This is a genomic window from Nonomuraea cavernae, assembly GCF_014646355.1.
Classification (GTDB): Bacteria; Actinomycetota; Actinomycetes; order Streptosporangiales; family Streptosporangiaceae; genus Nonomuraea; species Nonomuraea cavernae.
Map to the genome: position 1 here is coordinate 430,295 of NZ_BMNH01000001.1, position 19,567 is coordinate 449,861.

The window sequence follows — 19,567 nt, forward strand, 5'->3', positions numbered from 1 at the left end:
CCTCACGGGCTAGCGCAGGTGAAAGACCCCCTTGGGGCTCCGTAGCCCGCCCATCCGCACCACCGCCACGTACGTCCCCGGCAGCGCCTCCGACGACTGGGTGCCGCAGGTCTCGCTCGAACGGCGGCGGTCCCACTCCATGGAGCGCACGTAGGGCACGCCCCGCTGCAGCTCCTTCATGTCGGTGCCCGGCCCGCTGACGCAGTCGACCGTCGACCAGATCCGATCGTCACCTGAGGTGATGCGGATCTCCATCGCCCTCGGCCCGACGTCGGCCTTGCACATCACCGGCCCGGTGTTGACCACGGTGACGAGGAAGGTGGGCCGGGCGCCGGCCCCGTAGACCTCCTGCTCGCCCTGCAGGCTGAGCACCAGATCGCCTTCGGCGCAGGGCTGTCCTGCCCGTTGCGACGGCTTGGCGGACGGCGTGGCCTTGGTGACGCTCGGCTTGGGCGTCGGGGTGGCCGTGCCCAACGCCAGGGTGCGGAGCCCGGCCAGCAGGGGGTCGGTGCTCGGAGAGGCGGACGGCGAGGTCTCGGCGTTGGAGGTGCGCTCGGGCCCGTCGGCCCCGCTGGAACACGCCCACGCCACCACGGCCACCACTACCAGGACCGCGATGAGCACGCTCATCCGCCGTCGCCAATAGACGTCGCCGTCTCCATCGCCGCCGTCGCCACGCATCGCTTCCGGATCCATACGCACAGCATGGTAATTCGTTGGCTACTTAGGGTGACGACACGCCGCTGTTGGCCATCTCGGCATACGCTGGGGCGCGTGGTTGAGCCGAACCTCCTGCACCTACCCATTCTGGAGTGGTACGACTCCAACGCCCGGGATCTCCCGTGGCGCGCCGCCGAGGCGACGCCCTGGGGCGTGCTGGTCAGCGAGATCATGCTGCAGCAGACGCCCGTCGCCCGCGTGCTGCCCGTGTGGCACGAGTGGATGGACCGCTGGCCCACGCCCAAGGCGCTGGCCGCCGAGCCGTCCGGTGAGGCCGTCCGCCACTGGGGCAGGCTCGGCTACCCCCGCCGGGCGCTCCGGTTGCACGCGTGCGCCCGGGCCATCACCGATGATCACGGCGGCGAGGTCCCGGCGGACCACGCGACGCTGCTGGCGCTGCCCGGCATCGGCGAATACACCGCCGCCGCGGTCGCCAGCTTCGCGTACGGCGGCCGGCACGCGGTGCTCGACACGAACGTGCGCAGGGTGTTCGCGCGGGCGGTGCGAGCCGAGGAGTATCCACCGACGGCCACGTCCGCGGCCGAACGCCGGCTGGCCGAGGCGCTTCTGCCCGAGCTGGGCGCCGCCCGCTGGGGCGTCGCGGTCATGGAGCTGGGCGCCCTGGTCTGCACGGCCCGCGGCCCGAGATGCGCCGACTGCCCGATCGCCCACACCTGCGCCTGGCGTCTGGCCGGAAAGCCACCGCACGCCGGCCCCGCCCGCAAGGGCCAGACCTACGCGGGCACGGACCGCCAGTGTCGCGGCCGCCTGCTGGCGGTGCTGCGCGCCGCCCACGGCCCGGTGCCCAAGGCGGCGCTGGACACGGTGTGGGACGACGCCGTGCAACGCGAGCGCGCCCTGGACGGCCTCATCGCCGACGGCCTGGCCGAGCACCTCGACGACGGCACCTACCGCCTACCCGGTCACTGAGCCCACGGGAGCGGCATCCGGACGGTCCCCTCGGGGACGAGGTCGCAGGCGCCCGGAGCCGCCAGCCCTTCCTGGTTGTAGACCTGGATCCCGGCCGGCGCCGTCACGATCGCCGCGAAACCATGCTCCGGGTCGGCGAACATGCGCCGCGTCACGTGGGCGGGCAGCACCATCGTGTCCCCCGCCGCCAGCTCGAACCGCTCGCCGCCCAGGTCCACGGTGCCCGCCCCGGCGAGCCAGGTCCACACGGACTCGCCGTCGAAGGCGTGCACGGGCCCTGCCATGCCCGGCGTGGCGTCGACCCGCCACATGGCCTGCCCGGCCGCGCCCTGGGTGGGCGAGGCGAGAGTGGTCATCACCCCGTTGGGCGTCTCGATCCGGCGAGCCTGCGCGTCACGAATGACAGCCATGACTGTCCCCTCTAAGATAGACAACACATTTGTCTAGATAGTGAACCAGGTTGTCTATCATGTCAAGCGCCCCCCCGGGCTTCGAGCTGCCACTCCGTCTCCTTCTGGCCTTCCGGAGCCTCATCGACGAGCTCCACGCCGAGCTCGGACGGCAGGGCCACCCGGACATCCGGCCCATGCACGGCTTCGTCATGCAGGCCATCGGCCCTCAGGGCACGACGGCGGTGGACCTCGGCCACACCCTCGGCGTGACCAAACAGGCCGCCGGGAAGACCATAGAAACCCTCGAACGCATCGGTTACGTGGAGCGCACGCGCGACCCCGAAGACACCCGGCGGAAGATCGTCCGCCTGACCCCCTACGGCATGGACGCCCTGGCCCGCTCGGCCCAGATCTTCGACGACCTTCGCGCCCGGTGGTCCGCCACGCTGGGCGAGGACCGCCTCCAGGCACTCGAGTCCGACCTCCGCAAGGTGACACCGGCCGACCTGTGGCGCCTCGACGCCCCCGGCTGGTTCGGCACCATGTGACGGCCGCACCGCACGAGTGAAGACCCGCCGGGGCCGAGGGACGCGCCGCTACGCGGCGAGCTGGAGACCCAGACCCGTGAGGTTGCTGCGAGCCCAGTCGAGCTCCTCCGCCAGCAAGGACACCAGGGCGCCCGGCCCCTTGGCCCGGCCCGGGACCGACAGGTTGTGCGTCTCGACCTCGATGTGCGCGGTGCCGCTCACCGCGCCCGACAACATGGCCGTGAGCGTGTCGTGCAGCACAGCGCCCGTGCCGGGCGTCTCGTGGCTGTGGACGTGGCCCAGCTTGACCACGGGAGCGCCCGCGGCGGCCAGGCCGCGCAGCGCCTCACCGGCCTCCTCGGCGCCGCCGGCCAGGTGGCAGGCGTCGAGAACGACGCCCAGATGCTCGGAGTCGATGCCGCAGACCCGCTCCAGCGCCTGCTCCGTGGTCTCCAGGACACAGCCGGGCCACGGCTCGAAGCCGACGCGGATGGTCTTGCCGGTCACGCTGTAGATGCCGCGCAGCTCTCTGGCCAGCCGCTCCAGGCGGCGCGTGGCGATCGAGTGAAGATCGGCGGGCCAGTCGCGCCGCCAGCCGATCGGTATCGTGGAAATGCTGCCGAACCGTACGTCGTCGGGCAGCAGAAAGGCCAGGATCTTGGCCAACGCCATCGTGTAACGGTAGCGCTCGGGCTTGGCCCAGTCGGGGCCCGGCACTTCCTGGTTGCGCCCGCCGGTGCCGTTGAGGCTCACCACCTCCAGGCCGCGCTCCTCCAGGGAGCGGCGCAGGCGTACGAGCTCGATGCGGTCGGCCGTGAGGTGGTCGGCCACGCTGGACGAGAGCCACAGCCCGATGCCCATCCGCTCGACGCCGAGCCTCTTGCGCACCGGCACGGCGTAGCGGGTGAGGTGAGCGATCAAGTTCTCCAGGTCTTCAGCGGGGTGGACGCCTGCGTTGTAGGCGAGGTGAACGAGCGTTCCGTCGTTGTGACGCAGGCGCATCGGTTTCCTCCACGGCTTGCATTCGAGATCGTTCCCGTCGCCCGCCTCAGGGATCACACGGGGGCCCTGCCGAGCATGCCTGCTCCGGGCGGGCACACGCGTCCCCCCTGAGTTGACGGCTCACTACTCCCGTGGGAGCAGTGACAGCCTAGGAATTCGATCTTGTGGCTTACTTGGAGCAGGCTGAACGTACTCTACGCAGTGTAGTACTACTTGTGGTGGCGATACACCTCGCTGACCAACAATTCAGCAACAACCACCGGCCAGGCGTCCTGGGTACGCGAAAGCCCCCGTGTGATGACTCACACGGGGGCTTCGACGAGCCTGGCGGCTGTCAGTGCTGGATCGGCGCGGCGATCGCGGCGGCCGAGTCGGGAACCTGGGAGGCCGCGTCCTCACCGACGAAGACGAACTTGGCGTTGTCGCCCTCGCCCTCGATGGTGACCTTGACGACCTGCCCCGGACGGAGCTCGCCGTAGAGGATCTTCTCCGACAGCGAGTCCTCCAGCTCGCGCTGGATGGTGCGCCGCAGCGGGCGGGCGCCCATGACCGGGTCGTAACCGCGGTCGGCCAGCAGCTGCTTGGCGTCGGGCGAGACGTCGAGCCCCATGTCGCGGTCCTTCAGGCGGGCGTCGACCTGGGCGAGCATCAGATCCACGATCTTGATGATCTCGGCCGGCGTCAGCTGGTGGAAGACCACGATGTCGTCGACACGGTTGAGGAATTCGGGCCGGAAGTGCTGCTTGAGCTCTTCCTGGACCTTGGACTTCATCCGGTCGTAGTTGGAGTCGGCGTCGTTGGACTTCGCGAACCCGACCCCGATGCCCTTGGAGATGTCCCGGGTGCCGAGGTTGGTGGTCATGATGATGACCGTGTTCTTGAAGTCGACCACGCGCCCCTGGGCGTCGGTCAGGCGACCGTCTTCCAGGATCTGCAGCAGCGAGTTGAAGATGTCGGGGTGGGCCTTCTCGATCTCGTCGAACAGGACCACGGAGAACGGCTTGCGCCGCACCTTCTCGGTGAGCTGGCCGCCCTCCTCGTAGCCGACGTAGCCAGGAGGCGAGCCGAACAGCCTGGAGACGGTGTGCTTCTCCATGAACTCGGACATGTCCAGGCTGATCAGAGCGTCTTCGTCACCGAAGAGGAACTCCGCCAGCGCCTTGGACAGCTCGGTCTTACCGACACCGGACGGCCCCGCGAAGATGAACGAGCCGCCGGGACGCCGCGGGTCCTTCAGACCGGCGCGGGTGCGCCGGATGGACCGCGACAGGCCCTTGATGGCGTCGTCCTGGCCGATGATCCGCTTGTGGAGCTCGTCCTCCATGCGGAGCAGGCGCTGCGACTCCTCCTCGGTCAGCTTGAAGACCGGGATGCCGGTGGCCGTCGCCAGGACCTCGGCGATGAGCTCCTCGGTGACCTCGGCCACGACGTCCATGTCGCCGGCCTTCCACTCCTTCTCCCGGCGCTCGCGCTTGAGCTGGAGCTGCTTCTCCTGATCGCGGAGGGCAGCCGCCTTCTCGAAGTCCTGCGCGTCGATCGCGGACTCCTTGTCGCGACGGACGTTGGCGATCTTCTCGTCGTACTCGCGCAGGTCCGGCGGAGCGGTCATCCGGCGGATACGCATCCGGGAGCCGGCCTCGTCGATGAGGTCGATCGCCTTGTCGGGAAGGTAGCGGTCGCTGATGTAGCGGTCGGCCAGCTGCGCGGCGGCGACCAGCGCGCCATCGGTGATGGACACGCGGTGGTGCGCCTCGTAGCGGTCGCGCAGACCCTTGAGGATCTCGATCGTGTGGCTGAGCGAGGGCTCGGCCACCTGGATCGGCTGGAAGCGGCGCTCCAGCGCGGCGTCCTTCTCGAGGTACTTGCGGTACTCGTCGAGAGTGGTGGCGCCGATGGTCTGCAGCTCGCCACGGGCCAGCATCGGCTTGAGGATGCTGGCGGCGTCGATCGCGCCCTCGGCGGCGCCCGCACCCACGAGCGTGTGCAGCTCGTCGATGAACAGGATGATGTCGCCGCGCGTTCGGATCTCCTTGAGGACCTTCTTCAGGCGCTCCTCGAAGTCACCGCGGTAGCGGGAGCCGGCCACCAGGGCGCCGAGGTCAAGCGTGTAGAGCTGCTTGTCCTTCAGCGTCTCGGGCACCTCGCCCCTGACGATCTTCTGAGACAGGCCCTCGACGACGGCGGTCTTGCCGACGCCGGGCTCGCCGATGAGAACGGGGTTGTTCTTGGTCCTCCGGGAGAGGACCTGCATGACCCGCTCGATCTCCTTCTCGCGGCCGATGACCGGGTCCAGCTTGCCCTCACGGGCCGCCTGGGTCAGGTTGCGGCCGAACTGGTCGAGCACCAGGGAGGTCGACGGGGCCGACTCCTGCGGACCGCCCGCGGCGGCCGGCTCCTTGCCCTGGTAGCCGTGGAGCAACTGGATGACCTGCTGCCTGACACGGTTGAGATCTGCTCCAAGCTTGACCAGCACCTGCGCCGCCACACCCTCACCCTCACGGATGAGCCCGAGCAGGATGTGCTCGGTGCCGATGTAGTTGTGACCCAGCTGCAAAGCCTCACGGAGCGACAGCTCAAGAACCTTCTTGGCCCGCGGGGTGAACGGAATGTGCCCCGACGGAGCCGACTGGCCCTGGCCGATGATCTCCTCGACCTGCTGGCGCACTCCTTCAAGGCTGATGCCGAGGCTCTCCAGAGCCTTGGCGGCCACGCCCTCACCTTCATGGATCAAGCCAAGAAGAATGTGCTCAGTGCCGATGTAGTTGTGGTTGAGCATCCTGGCCTCTTCTTGGGCCAGGACGACAACCCGCCTCGCTCGGTCGGTGAACCTCTCGAACATCTCGTCGCTCCTCACAGAGCGGTCAGTCAGGCCGGTTAATCCGGTCCCGTCATCCCGCATGCTAGCCCTGGCTCGGCGAACCGCGCCGACTGCCGCTGACACGCTCTATAGCAGAGACGTTCCCCGAGAGCAGGGCGTTCACCCTCTATCCAACTACCGTTCGGGGGTGGCGTGTTCCCGATACGCCGCAAGCGAACGATGTTTAGCGGGACTGCGGGAAGCGGCTCGAAATGGCCGCCGCAGCGGGGGCGGATCGACGTGGATCGCCGTCGGACGCGGGAGCGAGTGGGCCTGGGGAGGCCGTCGCGGATGTCGCGCCCGAGACTCATACGCAAACATCCTATGTCGCGCTTCAAACCATGCCAAACCGCCCGGGACGGCCGCCCTCTCCACACGCAAATCCGCGGACTGGTCAGCCCGGTTACCGAAGGCGCTCCGAGCCTCCGAACTCCCGCCGGAGACGGGGTCGGCGCCGGCATTCGGCGCGCACGCCGGATCCGGGCGTCCGAACGCACCGTGGAACGCGCCAGGGCGGAGAAACCCGCATTCGTGGGGGTCGTCACAAAAGGCTTTACGTTCGTGGCATTCAGTAACGGGAGCGACACAGGCCCAAATGTCCCCATACGAAGCAGTGGGAAGATCGACAAACCGAACCGTCCAGCATTTGAGAAGGACGGTAAAATGATCATGCGCTTATGGCGTTCGCCGGGGTCCTAGGCGAACGGCATAAGCGCATGGTCGGAGGCGAGGTCGCTCAGTGAGCGGCTTCGTACTTCTCCACGACGGTGGAGGCGATGCGGCCTCGCTCGCTCACCGGCAGGCCGTGAGCCTTTGCCCACTGCCGGATCTCCGAGCTCTTCTCGCGGCTCATCGCACGCTGCCCACCACGCCCCCGTCGCCGCGCGGCCACGGCACCAGCCCGGCGAGCGTGCTGCACGAAAGGTGTGAGCGCGTCCCTCAGCTTCTTGGCGTTTACGTCGCTGAGGTCAATCTCATAGGAGGAGCCGTCAATAGCGAAGCTGACCGTCTCATTGGCCTCGCCCCCATCGAGGTCATCGATGAGAATCTCCTGGATCTGCTTGGCCATCTACGCAATCCTTTCGCGGAGCATTGTTTCATTCGCTGAGGCCAAACATATACCCGAAAAGGCGCGGAGACAATTCAACGCTACGGGGATTCGGCTGACTCGCCGATCAGTTGTGGTTCTCGACCTGATCCTCGGGGTTTGGGCCTCGCCGGGGGCCGTCCGCGCGGACCAACTTCACAACGCCAAAGATGAAGGCGCCGGCGACGACCACCGGGGGGATGAGCGCTGACAATACGTCGGTTACGGCTTCCATTCGTCCTCGCTTCCACAGCGGACGGGGTTTCAGGGGCGTCTTTTCGGATCGCCGACGCGGCGAGCGGGAGCAGGAGCGGCTCGCACACCGCGTGGGATGGACAACCCCCGCACCCGACCATAGCGGCACAGAGACGCACTCGGCGTGTCAGGGGCACCAACGTCCGACATCAGGGACGCCCATAGCCTAATGGCAGTCTCTCCAGGCTCCTTACCGGATCAAGGGAAAACTTTGCGGAAAGGCTTCAGCCGAGGGCCCCGGCCGGGTCAACCAAGATCTTTGGCCACCCGGGTTCGTCCCAGCCTGTCGTGCGGACCGCGTTCGAGCGGTTTGTCCACCAGGATCAGCAACCCCACAGCGAACACGAAGATTCCGGCGAGCACATTGACCACCGGAATGCCCATCAGCATGACCGGCCCGGGATAGACCAGGGCGCGTTTCAGCAGGGCCCTGCGAGGAAGGTCGTCCGGCGTCACGTGAATCTTCATGATCGCCTTGCCGAACGTGCGACCGCGCGTGCAATGCGCGACCCAGTCATAGACCGTATATCCCAGACCTGCCAGTAACCAGGCGAACACCCCCGGCAGACGGCCGTCGAGGGCGTCCAAGACCCCGACAGTCCGGAAGGCGCCCCACAACGTAATGAACAGAATGTAATAGAAGACCCCGAAGACGAGGCCTTCAATGAGTCGGGCTACGAGTCGTTCCCACCATTCCGCGGGCTTCGCGCCCGCCGACGTCCCCGCCATAACCCCACCTCGCCCCATCGGCGATCCGGTCGACTCCCATATTGGTACGGGAGGTGCACGCAAAACAGAGGCCGGCCAGAGGCCGGCCTCTGTTGACGTGGACGACGACTACTTGATCTTCACCACCACGGTGCCGGCCACCTTGTCGGCGAAGGTCTGCTGCAGTGGCTTGTCCCACAGCTGGGACGCGCCGTTCAGACCCACGGCGACCGCGGCGAGCAGAGTCCCGAACGGGATGAAGGTGAGGAGGTAGCCGCCCCACGTCACGCCGGCCCGCTTGAGGGCCACCTCATTGGGGATGCCCTCCAGCGGCACCGGGCCGCCCACCTGAGCGATCTTGATGCCCATGACCATCTTGCCGACCGTCTGCCCCTTGGCCTTCGTCAGGAAGAACTCGTAGGCGACGTACAGGGCGGTCATGACGATGGCCATCATGAGGCCGAACACGAAGGGCCCCATCAGGCCCGTCGTCTGGCCGGTGGTCCAGTTGTAGCTGGCGAGGAAGAGGCCTCCCATGATCAGCGACAACACGGTCGAGGTCACGCCGAAGATGACGCCGTCGATCAGCCTCGCCACCAACCGCTGCCACCACTCCGCGAGCGGCGCCGGCGCGCCCGGCGGCTGCACGCCCACCGGCTGGCCGTAACCGGGCTGACCGTAGCCCTGCTGGCCGTAACCGGGCTGACCGTAGGCCTGCTGCGGCTGGCCGTACTGCTGCTGGCCGTAACCGGGCTGGCCGTAGCCCTGCTGGGGCTGCGCGTAGCCGGGCTGCCCGCCGTACTGCTGCTGACCGTACTCCGGCTGGGAGGGCGGCTGCTGACCATAACCGGGCTGCTGGCCGTACTGCTGGCCCGAGGGCGGCTGCTGGCCGTAGCCGGGCTGCGACTGCCCCTGCTGACCGTAGCCCTGCTGGCCCGAAGGCTGCTGCTGGCCGTACTCCGGCTGCTGGGCGTAACCAGGCTGGCCGTATTCGGGCTGCCCCTGCTGCTGGCCATAGCCCTGCTGACCGTATTCGGGCTGCTGGCCGTACTGCGGCTGCTGGCCGTACTGGGGCTGCTGACCATAGCCGGGCTGGGACTGGCCCTGCTGACCGTAACCAGGCTGGGACTGACCTTGCTGACCGTAACCGGGCTGGGACTGGCTCTGCTGCCCGTAACCCTGCTGGCCGTACTGGGGCTGCTGGCCGTAGCCGGGCTGCCCCTGCTGGCCATAGCCCTGCTGACCGTAGTCGGGCTGCTGGCCGTACTGGGGCTGCTGACCATAGCCCGGCTGGGACTGGCCCTGCTGGCCGTACTGGGGCTGGCCCTGCTGCTGGCCGTAGTCGTCGGCACGGTAGCCGACGACCGTCACATCGGGGTCGGGCTCGCCATGGGGACGACCCTGGTACTGCTGTCCGTATTCAGGAGATCCAGGATTCTCGCCGGATTCGTCCTGAGGATACGGTGGCTGTCCTGTGCTCACCGTGTCACCTCGCTTCGAGTGCGCATGTGGCACGTGTCAGGACACATGCCTGTGTCGCCCAACGTATCGACATAGGTATCAACAATCACCTTTCGCCTTAGTCAAGACCCGAGTCACCTGATGTCAAGTGGAGCAGCATGCGGGTGTTGCCCAAGGTGTTCGGCTTGACATGTTCGAGATCAAGGAACTCCGCCACACCCTCGTCGTACGAGGCCAGGAGTTCGGCATAGACCTCAGGGGAGACAGGCGTGCCCTGGATGGGATGGAATCCGTGCCTGCCGAAGAAGTCGACTTCGAATGTGAGACAGAAGACCCGCTGCAGGCCGAGCTCCCGGGCCGTGCCCAGCAGCGCGGAGACGATGCGGTGACCGATCCCGAGCCCGCGGTGTTCGGGGTCCACGGCCACCGTGCGGATCTCGGCGAGGTCCTCCCAGAGCACGTGCAGCGCCCCGCAGCCGACGACCTCTCCTGACCGCTCGGCCACCCAGAACTCCTGGACGTCCTCGTACAGCGTGACCGTGGCCTTCCGCAGCAGGCGGGGCCCGGCGCCCGCGTAGGTGGCGACCAGGCGTCCGATGGTCCTGACATCGGCGGTGCGGGCACGGCGCACGAGAATGCCGGTGTCCTGGACCGTCACTTCGGTGGCCTGTTCCATGGCTCTCCAGAGTACAGATCGCATTAGGGCTCGCCCGTAAATCTCTCCTCTTGCCCTTCTCCCGACATGTCACTCCCAGAAGGACAAGGCCAGCTCAAGCAGGGGCAAACACGGCATAAAATCAGTCAGGGTCGCCTGGGCCCGACATCACCTTGTGACCCATCGGTGGCGCAATCTCAACCGAGTTGGCAGTTCTGGTTGAGCAAGAACCCAAGGTGCACTAATGTCCAGCGACGATGTCACCCATGCGATCGCCGCGTGGAGACGCGCCCAATCCCCCACGGGGGAGCCGGGGACCCGCCGGTGGCCGCCAACCACCACTGGGGTGAATCCGAGCGCGACGCTCGGTAGGGCTGCTCCGGCCCGAACCCGTCAGCTAACCCGGTAGGCGTCGATGAGAGGAGCTGGTCGGTGAAGCGCACGCGCGATCGCGGGAGGAAGATCGCGGGCGAGCACGCCCGCCCCCCGGAACATTCCGGGCCCCGCCGGTTCGCCGTCCTCGGCGCCGCCATCGCCGCGCTCGTCTTCGCCCTCCCCGCGGCTCCGGTCGCCGCCGATCCCACGCCATCCCTCAGCGAGCTGTCCAAGCAGGTCGAGGAGATGCACACGCGGATCGCGACGCTGACCGAGGAGTACAACGGCCAGCGCGAGAAGCTCAAGACCGCCCAGAAGTCGGCCGCGGCCGCGAAGAAGACACTGGCCGCCAGCGAGACCGACCTGGCCACCAAGCGCGCCAAGGCCAGCCTGCTGGCCCAGAACGAGTACATGACCGGCGGCCTCGGCCGGGCCATGGCCCTGATCAGCTCCGACGACCCCGAGCGGTTCCTCGACCGCGCCGCCACCACCTACGCCCTGGAGCAGCAGCAGGGCGAGCAGGTCAACCAGGTCAACCGGGCCAGGGCGACGGCCGAGCAGGCCAGGGACAGTGCGGCTTCGCGCATCGACGAGGTGCGGAAGCTCGTCGATGACCTCGGCGCCAAACGCGACAAGATCGTGACGCTGGTCGCCAAGGTCGAGAGCAACCTGTTCAACCGCGCGCTCGGCGAGGCCGGCCGTCCCGGCACCCGCGCCGTGCGGGTCAACCTGCCGATCGCGGGCAGCGGCAAGGCCGCCGAGGCCGCCAGGTGGGCGCTGACGCAGCAACTCAAGCCCTACGTCTGGGGCGCCGAGGGGCCGAGCGGCTACGACTGCTCCGGCCTGGTCATGGCCGCCTACCAGCGAGTCGGCATCTCGCTGCCGCACTACACGGGCAGCCAGTGGACCGCCGGCCGGCATGTCTCCAAAGAGGAGATGCGGCCGGGCGACCTGGTGTTCTTCTACAGCGACCTGCACCATGTCGGCATCTATCTCGGCGGCGGCATGATGGTCCACGCGCCCCGCACCGGCGACGTCGTGCGCATCGCGTCGATCGCCCGGCGGCCGTTCGCCGGCGCCGTACGCATCGCCGACTGAGCGCCTTCGCCCAGGGCGCCCGATCTCACGGCGAGGCTCCGGCGGCCGGGCGCCGGTTCTCCGCTAGATCAGCTGGCGGCGCGCCGCCCAGGCCACTGCCTCGATCGCCGTGGCCACCCCGATGCGGTCGCAGATCCCTCGCAGCCTGCGGCGGACCGTACGGCCGCTGATATCCAGCCGTCTGCCGACCCGATCGACCGTGACTCCCTTGGCAAGCTCCGCCAGCAACGCTAAGTCGGCATGGCTCAGCTCAACACCCTCGGTGAGCACATCCATCGGGAGCCCTCCCCCCAACAGCGATTCTCCCCGAACCACCTGCTCGTCCCGCAGACGGTAAACGCATATCTGAAAGGTCGTCAAGCGCGATAATCCCTGCACTTGACCTATACATTGACATGATCCGTTATATATGAAGTACTCGTGATATGTCGCTACACTTCGGAGCGCGATGAGCGGCCACAGTGACCCTTACAGCTCGTCGGCGAGCGCGACCGACCTCCTGGGTTTTGATCCGTTCGATCCGGAGTTTCTACGCGATCCCTACTCGCACTATCGGGAAATGCGGCAGCAGGGCGCGCTGCTCCGCACCCGGGGCGGGCTCCTGGTGGCGACCACGTACGAGCACTGCTCGACCCTGCTGCGCCACCCGGCCTTCGGCCACGACTCCAATCCGCTCAGGACGGCCGATCCGGAGCAGCGCGTGCCGTCGTTCCTGCGCATGGACCCGCCCGACCACACGCGCCTTCGCGGCCTGGTCAGCAGGGCCTTCACCCCGCGAATGATCGAACGGCTGCGGCCGCGGATCGAGGCGATCACCGCCGAGCTGATCACCGCGCTGCCCGAGGAGGGCGACCTGGTCTCCGGGTTCGCCTACCCGCTGCCGGTCATGGTGATCACCGAGATGCTCGGTGTGCCCGCCGAGGATCACGAACGCTTCCAGGCCTGGAGCGAGGCGCTGGCCCGCGGCCTGGACCCGCTGCTGTCCACCGAGCTGATGTCGGAGAGCGAGCGCGCCCGGCTGGAGTTCGGCGACTACTTCCGGGGGCTCATCAAGGAGAGGCGCAGCCGGCCGGGCGACGACCTGCTCAGCGCGCTCGCCCGGGTCGAGGAGCTGACCGAGGCCGAGCTGCTCGCCACCTGTGTTCTGCTCCTCGTCGCCGGTCACGAGACGACCGTCAACCTCATCGCCAACGGCGTGCTCGCCCTGCTGCGGCACGGCGCGCTGCCCCTGGCCGCCGAACACCCCCGGGAGGTCGTCGAGGAGGTGCTGAGGTACGACCCGCCGGTTCAGCTGACGCTCAGGTCCGCGCTGCGGGACACGGAGCTGGGCGGCACGCCGACACCGGCGGGCACCCCCGTACTCGCGCTGATCGGCGCCGCCAACCGGGACCCGGCGGAGTACGCGGCCCCCGACCGGTTCGACCCCACGCGCGGCCCGGGCAGGCACCTGGCCTTCGGGCTCGGCATCCACTTCTGCCTCGGCGCGACGCTGGCCCGGCTGGAGGGCGAGATCGCGCTGCGGGCCCTGGCCCGGGCGGCGCCCAAGCTGGAGCTCGTCGACCCTGACCCGCCGTACAAGGCGAACCTGGTGTTGCGCGGCCTCGCGAGCCTGCCGGTGCGGGCGCTCAGCGTGCGGGCCTGACGCTCAACGCTGGGCTTGACGCTCAGCGCGTGGGCTTGACCAGGGGGAACAGGATGGTCTCGCGGATGTTGCGGCCGGTGAAGGCCATGATCATCCGGTCGATGCCCGCGCCCATGCCGCCGGTGGGCGGCATGCCGTATTCGAGGGCCTGCAGGAAGTCCTCGTCGAGCTGCATGGCCTCGGGGTCGCCGCCCGCCGCCAGCAGCGACTGCTCGACCAGGCGGCGGCGCTGCTCGATCGGGTCGATGAGCTCGGAGTAGGCGGTGCCGAGCTCGCTGCCGAAGCCGATGAGGTCCCACTTCTCGGTCAGCAGCGGGTTGTCGCGGTGCTGGCGGGTCAGCGGGGAGGTCTCCAGCGGGTAGTCCATGACGAACGTGGGCTGGATGATCGTGTGCTCGACGAGCCCCTCGAACAGCTCCTGGACGAGCTTGCCCTGGCCCCACTTGGCGTCCCAGTGGACGTCGTGCTTGTCGGCCAGCGCGCGGACCCGCTCCAGCGGGGTCTCGGTGGTGATCTCCTCGCCCACCGCCTCGGACACCGAGCCGTAGAGGGTGACCCGCGGCCACTCGGAGATGCCCAGGTCGACCTCGACGCCCTCGTGCACGACCACGCTGGTGCCCAGCGCCGCCACCACGGCCTTCTGGTACATCCGCTGGGTCAGGTCGGCCATGTCGTTGTAGTCGAGGTAGGTGCCGTAGGCCTCGAGCATGGTGAACTCGGGGTTGTGCGTGGAGTCGGCGCCTTCGTTGCGGAAGGTGCGGTTGATCTCGAAGACCTTCTCGATGCCGCCGACCACGAGCCGCTTCAGGTAGAGCTCGATCGCGATGCGGAGGTAGAGCTCCATGTCGTAGGCGTTGATGTGGGTCCTGAACGGCCGTGCCGCGGCGCCGCCGTGGATCGGCTGCAGCATCGGGGTCTCGACCTCGAGGTAGCCCTCCTCGTGCCAGAAGTCGCGCACCGCGCGCACGGTGGCGCTGCGGACGCGGGCCATCTCGCGGGCCTCGTCGTTGACGATGAGGTCGACGTAGCGCTGGCGCACCCGCGCCTCGGGGTCGGTGAGGCCGACGTGCTTCTCCGGCAGCGGGCGCAGGCACTTGGCGGTGATCTGCCAGGCGTCGGCCAGGATGGACAGCTCGCCGCGCCGGGAGGTGATGACCTCGCCCGTCACGCCCACGTGGTCGCCGAGGTCGACGTCGCGCTTCCAGGCGGCCAGCGACTCCTCGCCCACCTTATCGAGCGAGATCATGACCTGCAGATCGCCGCTGCCGTCGCGGAGCGTGGCGAAGCACAGCTTGCCGCCCACGCGGTTGAGCATGACGCGGCCCGCGACCGCCACCTCGTCACCGGTCGCCGTGTCGGCCTCCAGCCCCTGGTATCGGGCCCTGACCTCGGCATTGGTGGCCGTACGCGGGTAGTTCACCGGGTAAGGGTCGACGCCCTCGCTGCGAAGGCGGTCGAGCTTCTCCCTCCGGATGCGCATCTGCTCGGGAAGTTCGTCGCTCACAGCATCAAAGCGTAGGGGATATGGCGAACTGCAAGGACTCGTCGGGTCGCTGCAGGAACGCCGCAAGAACTCTCCGTTACCCATGTTCCACGAGCTCAAGCGGCCCCTTCCCGAGCGGGGGCCGCTTGTTCGGTCTCAGGCGGCGTTGCGGTGGTAGACGAGCCGCAGGCCGATCAGCGTCAACCACGGCTCGTGCACGTCGATCGAGCGCGACTCGCCCACCACGAGCGCCGCGTGGCCGCCGGTGGCCACCACGGTCACCTCGTCGGGGTCCTCGGCCAGCTCGGCCGCCATCCGCTCGACGATGCCGTCGACCTGGCCCGCGAAACCGTAGATGATGCCGGCCTGGAGTGCTTCGACGGTGTTCTTGGCGATCACCGAACGGGGCCTGACCAGCTCGACCTTGTGCAACTGGGCGCCCGCCGCGGCCAGCGCGTCGACCGAGATCTCGATGCCGGGCGCGGTGACCGCCCCTATGTACTCGCCCTTGGCCGACACCGCGTCGAACGAGGTCGCGGTGCCGAAGTCAACGATGATGCAGGGGCCGCCGTACTGGTCGATGGCGGCCAGCGCGTTGACGATGCGGTCGCTGCCGACCTCCTTGGGGTTGTCCATCCGGACCGGCACACCTGTGCGCACACCGGGCTCCACGATCACCGCGGTCACGTCGCCGTAGTAGCGGCGGCACATCTCGCGCATCTCGTTGAGCACGCTGGGCACCGTCGAGCAGATCGCGATGCCGCTGACGTCGGCTCCCTTGAGCAACGGTGACTGGGCGAGCAACCCCTGAAGCACGACCGCGAGCTCGTCGGCGGTGCGGCGGGCATCGGTGGCCAGCCGCCAGTGCTCGATGACCTCCTCGCCCTCGAACAGGCCGAGCACCGTGTGCGTGTTGCCGACGTCGATCGTGAGCAGCATCGGTTACCCCCGTAGATCAAGTGCGATGTCCAGGGCCGACGCCGAGTGCGTAAGCGCTCCCACCGCAAGGTAGTCAACGCCAGTTTCAGCCACAGCCCGGGCCGATTCCAAGGTCAGCCCACCGCTCGCCTCCAGTTTCGCCCGGTTTTTCACAATTTGTACGGCCAGCGCGGTCTGCTCGATCGTGAAGTTGTCCAGCAGGATCAACTCGGCCCCCTCGTCGAGCACCGGCTCGAGCTGGTCGATCCGGTCGACCTCCACCTCGATCGGCAGCTCCGGAAAGCGCTCGCGCACCGCGCGGAACGCCTCGGCCACGCCGCCCGCCGCCACCACGTGGTTGTCCTTGATCAGGGCCGCGTCCGACAGGGACATCCGGTGGTTGACGCCGCCTCCGCAGCGCACCGCGTACTTCTCCAGCGCCCGCAGGCCCGGCAGCGTCTTGCGGCTGTCGCGCACCCGCGCGCCGGTGCCGCTGACCGCCTCCACCCACCTGCCGGTCAGGGTGGCGATGCCGGACAGATGGGTGAGCAGGTTGAGGGCGGTGCGCTCGGCCGTCAGCAGGCCGCGCGTCGGCCCCTCGACCGTCATCAGCACGTCACCCGCCCGGACCCGCTCACCGTCCTTGGCCCTGCGCTCGGCGCGGACCCCGAACCGGAGGAACACCACCTCGGCCACGCCCAGGCCCGCGACGACGCCGTCCCTGCGGGCCACCACGTCGCCCGTGGAGCGCTGCCCGGCCGGAATGGTCGCCTCACTCGTGACGTCACCGGCCTCGGTGAGGTCCTCGGCGAGCGCCCGGTCGACGACCGCGCCGACCTCGGCCGGATCCAGCCCCGACGCGGTGAGCTCCTGGGCCAGGCGCGGCGGCGTGGCGTCGCCGTGCGGCGTGTAGGTCATCGTCAGGCCCTCCTCCGTCAGGGTCACGTCCAGGTGCCCCAGCCAGTCATTGTCGTCGCGATCGGGGAAGTCCTCGCGCCAGTGCGAGCCGCGCGTCTCCAGCCGCGCCAGGGCCGCCCCGGTGAGGACGGTGGCGACCGTGAGCAGGTTGGTCGCCTCCCAGGACTCGGTGCACGGGGGCACGTGGACGGGGGTCCAGCGGGCGTCGCGCAGCGCCCTGGCAGTGGCCGTGAGCGACTCGCGGCCGCGCAGCACGCCCGCTCCCGTGCTCATGTGGGCCTGGATCCGGGTCCGCGCCCGTGGGTCGACCAGGCCGGAGGTCGTCCGGCCGGCCACCGGCTCGCCGGGCGCGGGCCGTACGGCGTGGATGTCCTCGGCGATGCGCTCGGCGAAGACGAGCCCTTCGAGCAGGGAGTTGGACGCGAGCCGGTTGGCGCCGTGCACGCCGGTGCAGGCGACCTCGCCGCACGCGTAGAGGCCCTCGATGGACGTACGGCCCCTCAGGTCCGTACGGATGCCGCCGCTGGCGTAGTGGGCCGCCGGGGCGACGGGGATCGGCTCGGTCACCGGGTCGATGCCGTTGTCGCGGCAGATCGCGTAGATGGTGGGGAATCTGGTCCGCCACCTGTGCTCGCCGAAGTGGCGGCCGTCGAGGTGGACGTGGTCCCGCCCGGTCGCCCGCATCGTCCGCATGATCGCCTTGGCCACGACGTCACGCGGGGCCAGGTCGGCCAGCTCGTGCGCGTCGCGCATGAACGCGTTGCCCTCGTGGTCGACCAGGAACGCGCCCTCGCCCCTGACCGCCTCGGAGATCAGCGGCTGCTGGCCGGTCGAGCCCTCGCCGAGCCAGAGCACCGTGGGATGGAACTGGACGAACTCGAGGTCGCGCAGCTCGGCGCCGGCCCGCAGCGCGAGCGCCACGCCGTCGCCCGTGGAGACGACGGGGTTGGTCGTGGCCGCGTAGACCTGCCCCATGCCGCCGGTGGCGAGCACCACCGCCCTGGCGTGCACCGCGCCGACGCCGTCACGCGCGCCCTCGCCCATGACGTGCAGCGTCACGCCACGGGCCCGGCCTCGGGCGTCCTTGAGCAGGTCGAGGACGAGCGCGTGCTCGATCACCTCGATCGCGGTGGTGGCCCGCACCGCCTCGACCAGCGCGCGCTGCACCTCGGCGCCCGTGGCGTCGCCGCCCGCGTGCACGATGCGGTCGCGGCGGTGGCCGCCCTCCCTGGTGAGCTGGAGCTCTCCGCCGGCGGTCCGGTCGAACAGCGCGCCGCGGTCCATCAGCCGCCGCAGCGCGCCTGGGCCCTCGGTCACCAGCGTGCGCACGGCCCCCACGTCGCACAGGCCGACCCCGGCGACCAGGGTGTCGTTCAGGTGCTCGTCGGTCGAGTCGTCGGGCGCGAGCACCGCGGCGATGCCCCCCTGCGCCCACCTGGTCGAGCCGGACGAGAGCACGTCCTTGGTGACGACCAGGATCTTGGCCGTGGGGTCGAGCTCGGCATGACGCAGGGCCACCGTCAGCCCGGCGATGCCGGAACCCACGACGACCACGTCCGCCTCGACGATCCAGCCCGGTGCCGGGGCCGTCAGCCGCAGGGGAATCGCCGGTGCGCTCATGGAGTCTCCTCATCGAGGCGATTTCGTCACTATGACGATAACGCCTGCCGACTCATGGGGCATGCCCGGGGTCATCCGCCGACGGACACGACGACGTTGTCGATCAGCCGGGTGGCGCCGACCCTGGCGGCGACCGCGAGCACCGCGGCGCCGGAGTAGGACTCCCCCACCTCGGCGAAGGTGGACGGATCGACGAGCACCAGGTAGTCGAGGTCGAGCGCCGGCGCAGCCGCGTCGAGCACCGCCCGCGCGGCCCCCAGGATCTTCGGCGCCGCGGCCTGTGCCGCCCCGGCGCGCAGGGCCCGGGAGAGCACGAGCGCGACCTGGCGGTCGGCCGCCGACAGGTAGCGGTTGCGACTCGACAGGGCCAGGCCGTCGGGCTCGCGGACCGTGGGTGCGCCGACGATCTCGATGTCCAGGTCGAGGTCGGCGACCATCCGCCGGATCATCGCGAGCTGCTGGGCGTCCTTCTGGCCGAAGACCGCGAGGTCGGGCTGGACCAGGTTGAACAGCTTGAGCACGACCGTGAGCATGCCGTCGAAGTGGCCCGGCCTGGCGGCGCCCTCGACGATCCGCCCCATTTCGCCGGAGTGAAGGCTGACCTGGCGGTCGGGAGCGTACATGTCCTCGGCCGACGGGGCGAAGACCACGTCGGCTCCTTCGGCCTCGCAGACGGCCAGGTCGGCCTCGAAGGTGCGCGGGTATCGCGAGAAGTCCTCGTGCGGGCCGAACTGCAGCGGGTTGACGAAGATGCTGACCACCACCTGGGCGGCCCGGGCCCGGGCGTCGCGGATCAGCGAGCGGTGCCCCTCGTGCAGCGCCCCCATGGTGGGGACCAGGGCGACAGGTCCGTCACCGCGTGCTTTACGCAGGTCGGCGCGGTTGCGGGCGACGATCAGGGCCATGTGGTGCCTCCGGA

General features: G+C 69.0%; 17 protein-coding genes and 1 riboswitch. Of the genes, 4 read left to right on the top strand and 13 right to left on the bottom strand.

The window, feature by feature from the left end:
• Positions 1-9: 9 nt before the first annotated feature.
• Positions 10-696 carry a hypothetical protein gene (locus tag IEY82_RS01995; RefSeq protein WP_189122180.1) on the bottom strand — a complete coding sequence of 229 codons (687 nt, stop codon included), beginning with the start codon at positions 694-696 and terminating at the stop codon, positions 10-12.
• A 78-nt stretch (positions 697-774) separates the two neighbouring features.
• Here IEY82_RS01995 and IEY82_RS02000 point away from each other — a divergent pair, with 78 nt between their 5' ends.
• Positions 775-1,650 (top strand): HhH-GPD family protein, encoded by an 876-nt coding sequence (locus IEY82_RS02000; protein ID WP_189122181.1) that lies wholly within the window; start codon positions 775-777, stop codon positions 1,648-1,650.
• Here IEY82_RS02000 and IEY82_RS02005 read toward each other — a convergent pair.
• The gene (locus IEY82_RS02005; RefSeq protein ID WP_189122182.1) at positions 1,644-2,060 is read right to left on the bottom strand and encodes a cupin domain-containing protein; all 417 of its coding nucleotides are present in this window, start codon (positions 2,058-2,060) and stop codon (positions 1,644-1,646) included. The genes IEY82_RS02000 and IEY82_RS02005 overlap by 7 nt on opposite strands.
• 59 nt (positions 2,061-2,119) lie before the next feature.
• On the opposite strand from IEY82_RS02005, the gene IEY82_RS02010 reads away from it, so the two are divergent.
• Positions 2,120-2,590, top strand: a complete 471-nt coding sequence (locus tag IEY82_RS02010; RefSeq protein ID WP_189122183.1) for a MarR family winged helix-turn-helix transcriptional regulator — start codon at positions 2,120-2,122, stop codon at positions 2,588-2,590.
• Positions 2,591-2,638: 48 nt separating this feature from the next.
• Here the strand turns inward: IEY82_RS02010 and IEY82_RS02015 are convergent, their stop codons facing one another.
• The 6 genes from IEY82_RS02015 to IEY82_RS02040 form a co-directional block, all read right to left on the bottom strand.
• Positions 2,639-3,571 (bottom strand): TIM barrel protein, encoded by a 933-nt coding sequence (locus IEY82_RS02015; protein ID WP_189122184.1) that lies wholly within the window; start codon positions 3,569-3,571, stop codon positions 2,639-2,641.
• A gap of 334 nt (positions 3,572-3,905) precedes the next feature.
• Positions 3,906-6,410: an ATP-dependent Clp protease ATP-binding subunit gene (locus IEY82_RS02020; protein ID WP_189122185.1), complete on the bottom strand. Its 2,505-nt coding sequence runs from the start codon at positions 6,408-6,410 to the stop codon at positions 3,906-3,908.
• A 754-nt stretch (positions 6,411-7,164) separates the two neighbouring features.
• Positions 7,165-7,497: a histone-like nucleoid-structuring protein Lsr2 gene (locus IEY82_RS02025; protein WP_189122186.1), complete on the bottom strand. Its 333-nt coding sequence runs from the start codon at positions 7,495-7,497 to the stop codon at positions 7,165-7,167.
• A gap of 519 nt (positions 7,498-8,016) precedes the next feature.
• Positions 8,017-8,499, bottom strand: coding sequence for an RDD family protein (locus IEY82_RS02030; RefSeq protein ID WP_189122187.1), 483 nt, complete (start codon positions 8,497-8,499; stop codon positions 8,017-8,019).
• Between the two features lie 108 nt (positions 8,500-8,607).
• A complete protein-coding gene (locus IEY82_RS02035) occupies positions 8,608-9,960 on the bottom strand; it encodes an RDD family protein (RefSeq protein ID WP_225262012.1) in 1,353 nt (450 codons plus the stop codon).
• A 97-nt stretch (positions 9,961-10,057) separates the two neighbouring features.
• Positions 10,058-10,615, bottom strand: a complete 558-nt coding sequence (locus IEY82_RS02040; protein ID WP_189122188.1) for an amino-acid N-acetyltransferase — start codon at positions 10,613-10,615, stop codon at positions 10,058-10,060.
• 257 nt (positions 10,616-10,872) lie between these two features.
• A riboswitch (cyclic di-AMP (ydaO/yuaA leader) is annotated at positions 10,873-11,021 on the top strand.
• 5 nt (positions 11,022-11,026) lie between these two features.
• Here IEY82_RS02040 and IEY82_RS02045 point away from each other — a divergent pair.
• A complete protein-coding gene (locus tag IEY82_RS02045; protein WP_189122189.1) occupies positions 11,027-12,067 on the top strand; it encodes a C40 family peptidase in 1,041 nt (346 codons plus the stop codon).
• 63 nt (positions 12,068-12,130) lie between these two features.
• Here IEY82_RS02045 and IEY82_RS02050 read toward each other — a convergent pair whose 3' ends face one another.
• A complete protein-coding gene (locus IEY82_RS02050; RefSeq protein ID WP_043615366.1) occupies positions 12,131-12,343 on the bottom strand; it encodes a LuxR C-terminal-related transcriptional regulator in 213 nt (70 codons plus the stop codon).
• A gap of 283 nt (positions 12,344-12,626) precedes the next feature.
• Here IEY82_RS02050 and IEY82_RS02055 point away from each other — a divergent pair, with 283 nt between their 5' ends.
• A complete protein-coding gene (locus IEY82_RS02055; protein ID WP_229697519.1) occupies positions 12,627-13,709 on the top strand; it encodes a cytochrome P450 in 1,083 nt (360 codons plus the stop codon).
• 22 nt (positions 13,710-13,731) lie between these two features.
• Here the strand turns inward: IEY82_RS02055 and lysX are convergent, their stop codons facing one another.
• The 4 genes from lysX to panC all read right to left on the bottom strand — a co-directional run bounded on the left by lysX (position 13,732) and on the right by panC (position 19,553).
• Positions 13,732-15,213, bottom strand: coding sequence for a bifunctional lysylphosphatidylglycerol synthetase/lysine--tRNA ligase LysX (gene lysX, locus IEY82_RS02060; protein ID WP_225262016.1), 1,482 nt, complete (start codon positions 15,211-15,213; stop codon positions 13,732-13,734).
• A gap of 135 nt (positions 15,214-15,348) precedes the next feature.
• Positions 15,349-16,131: a type III pantothenate kinase gene (locus tag IEY82_RS02065; RefSeq protein WP_189122191.1), complete on the bottom strand. Its 783-nt coding sequence runs from the start codon at positions 16,129-16,131 to the stop codon at positions 15,349-15,351.
• A 3-nt stretch (positions 16,132-16,134) separates the two neighbouring features.
• Positions 16,135-18,648, bottom strand: coding sequence for an L-aspartate oxidase (locus IEY82_RS02070; protein WP_189122192.1), 2,514 nt, complete (start codon positions 18,646-18,648; stop codon positions 16,135-16,137).
• Positions 18,649-18,719: 71 nt separating this feature from the next.
• Complete coding sequence (panC, locus tag IEY82_RS02075; RefSeq protein WP_189122193.1) at positions 18,720-19,553, bottom strand: pantoate--beta-alanine ligase; 834 nt, start codon at positions 19,551-19,553, stop codon at positions 18,720-18,722.
• Positions 19,554-19,567: the final 14 nt, after the last annotated feature.

Excerpts from the sequence above, each read along its gene's own strand:
- IEY82_RS01995 (WP_189122180.1), bottom strand. The coding sequence starts at position 696 with ATGGATCCGGAAGCGATGCGTGGCGACGGCGGCGATGGAGACGGCGAC.
- IEY82_RS02005 (WP_189122182.1), bottom strand. The coding sequence starts at position 2,060 with ATGGCTGTCATTCGTGACGCGCAGGCTCGCCGGATCGAGACGCCCAAC.
- IEY82_RS02070 (WP_189122192.1), bottom strand. The coding sequence starts at position 18,648 with ATGAGCGCACCGGCGATTCCCCTGCGGCTGACGGCCCCGGCACCGGGC.
- IEY82_RS02065 (WP_189122191.1), bottom strand. The coding sequence starts at position 16,131 with ATGCTGCTCACGATCGACGTCGGCAACACGCACACGGTGCTCGGCCTG.
- IEY82_RS02010 (WP_189122183.1), top strand. The coding sequence starts at position 2,120 with ATGTCAAGCGCCCCCCCGGGCTTCGAGCTGCCACTCCGTCTCCTTCTG.
- IEY82_RS02020 (WP_189122185.1), bottom strand. The coding sequence starts at position 6,410 with ATGTTCGAGAGGTTCACCGACCGAGCGAGGCGGGTTGTCGTCCTGGCC.
- IEY82_RS02015 (WP_189122184.1), bottom strand. The coding sequence starts at position 3,571 with ATGCGCCTGCGTCACAACGACGGAACGCTCGTTCACCTCGCCTACAAC.
- IEY82_RS02025 (WP_189122186.1), bottom strand. The coding sequence starts at position 7,497 with ATGGCCAAGCAGATCCAGGAGATTCTCATCGATGACCTCGATGGGGGC.
- IEY82_RS02055 (WP_229697519.1), top strand. The coding sequence starts at position 12,627 with ATGCGGCAGCAGGGCGCGCTGCTCCGCACCCGGGGCGGGCTCCTGGTG.
- panC (WP_189122193.1), bottom strand. The coding sequence starts at position 19,553 with ATGGCCCTGATCGTCGCCCGCAACCGCGCCGACCTGCGTAAAGCACGC.
- IEY82_RS02030 (WP_189122187.1), bottom strand. The coding sequence starts at position 8,499 with ATGGCGGGGACGTCGGCGGGCGCGAAGCCCGCGGAATGGTGGGAACGA.
- IEY82_RS02040 (WP_189122188.1), bottom strand. The coding sequence starts at position 10,615 with ATGGAACAGGCCACCGAAGTGACGGTCCAGGACACCGGCATTCTCGTG.
- IEY82_RS02050 (WP_043615366.1), bottom strand. The coding sequence starts at position 12,343 with ATGGATGTGCTCACCGAGGGTGTTGAGCTGAGCCATGCCGACTTAGCG.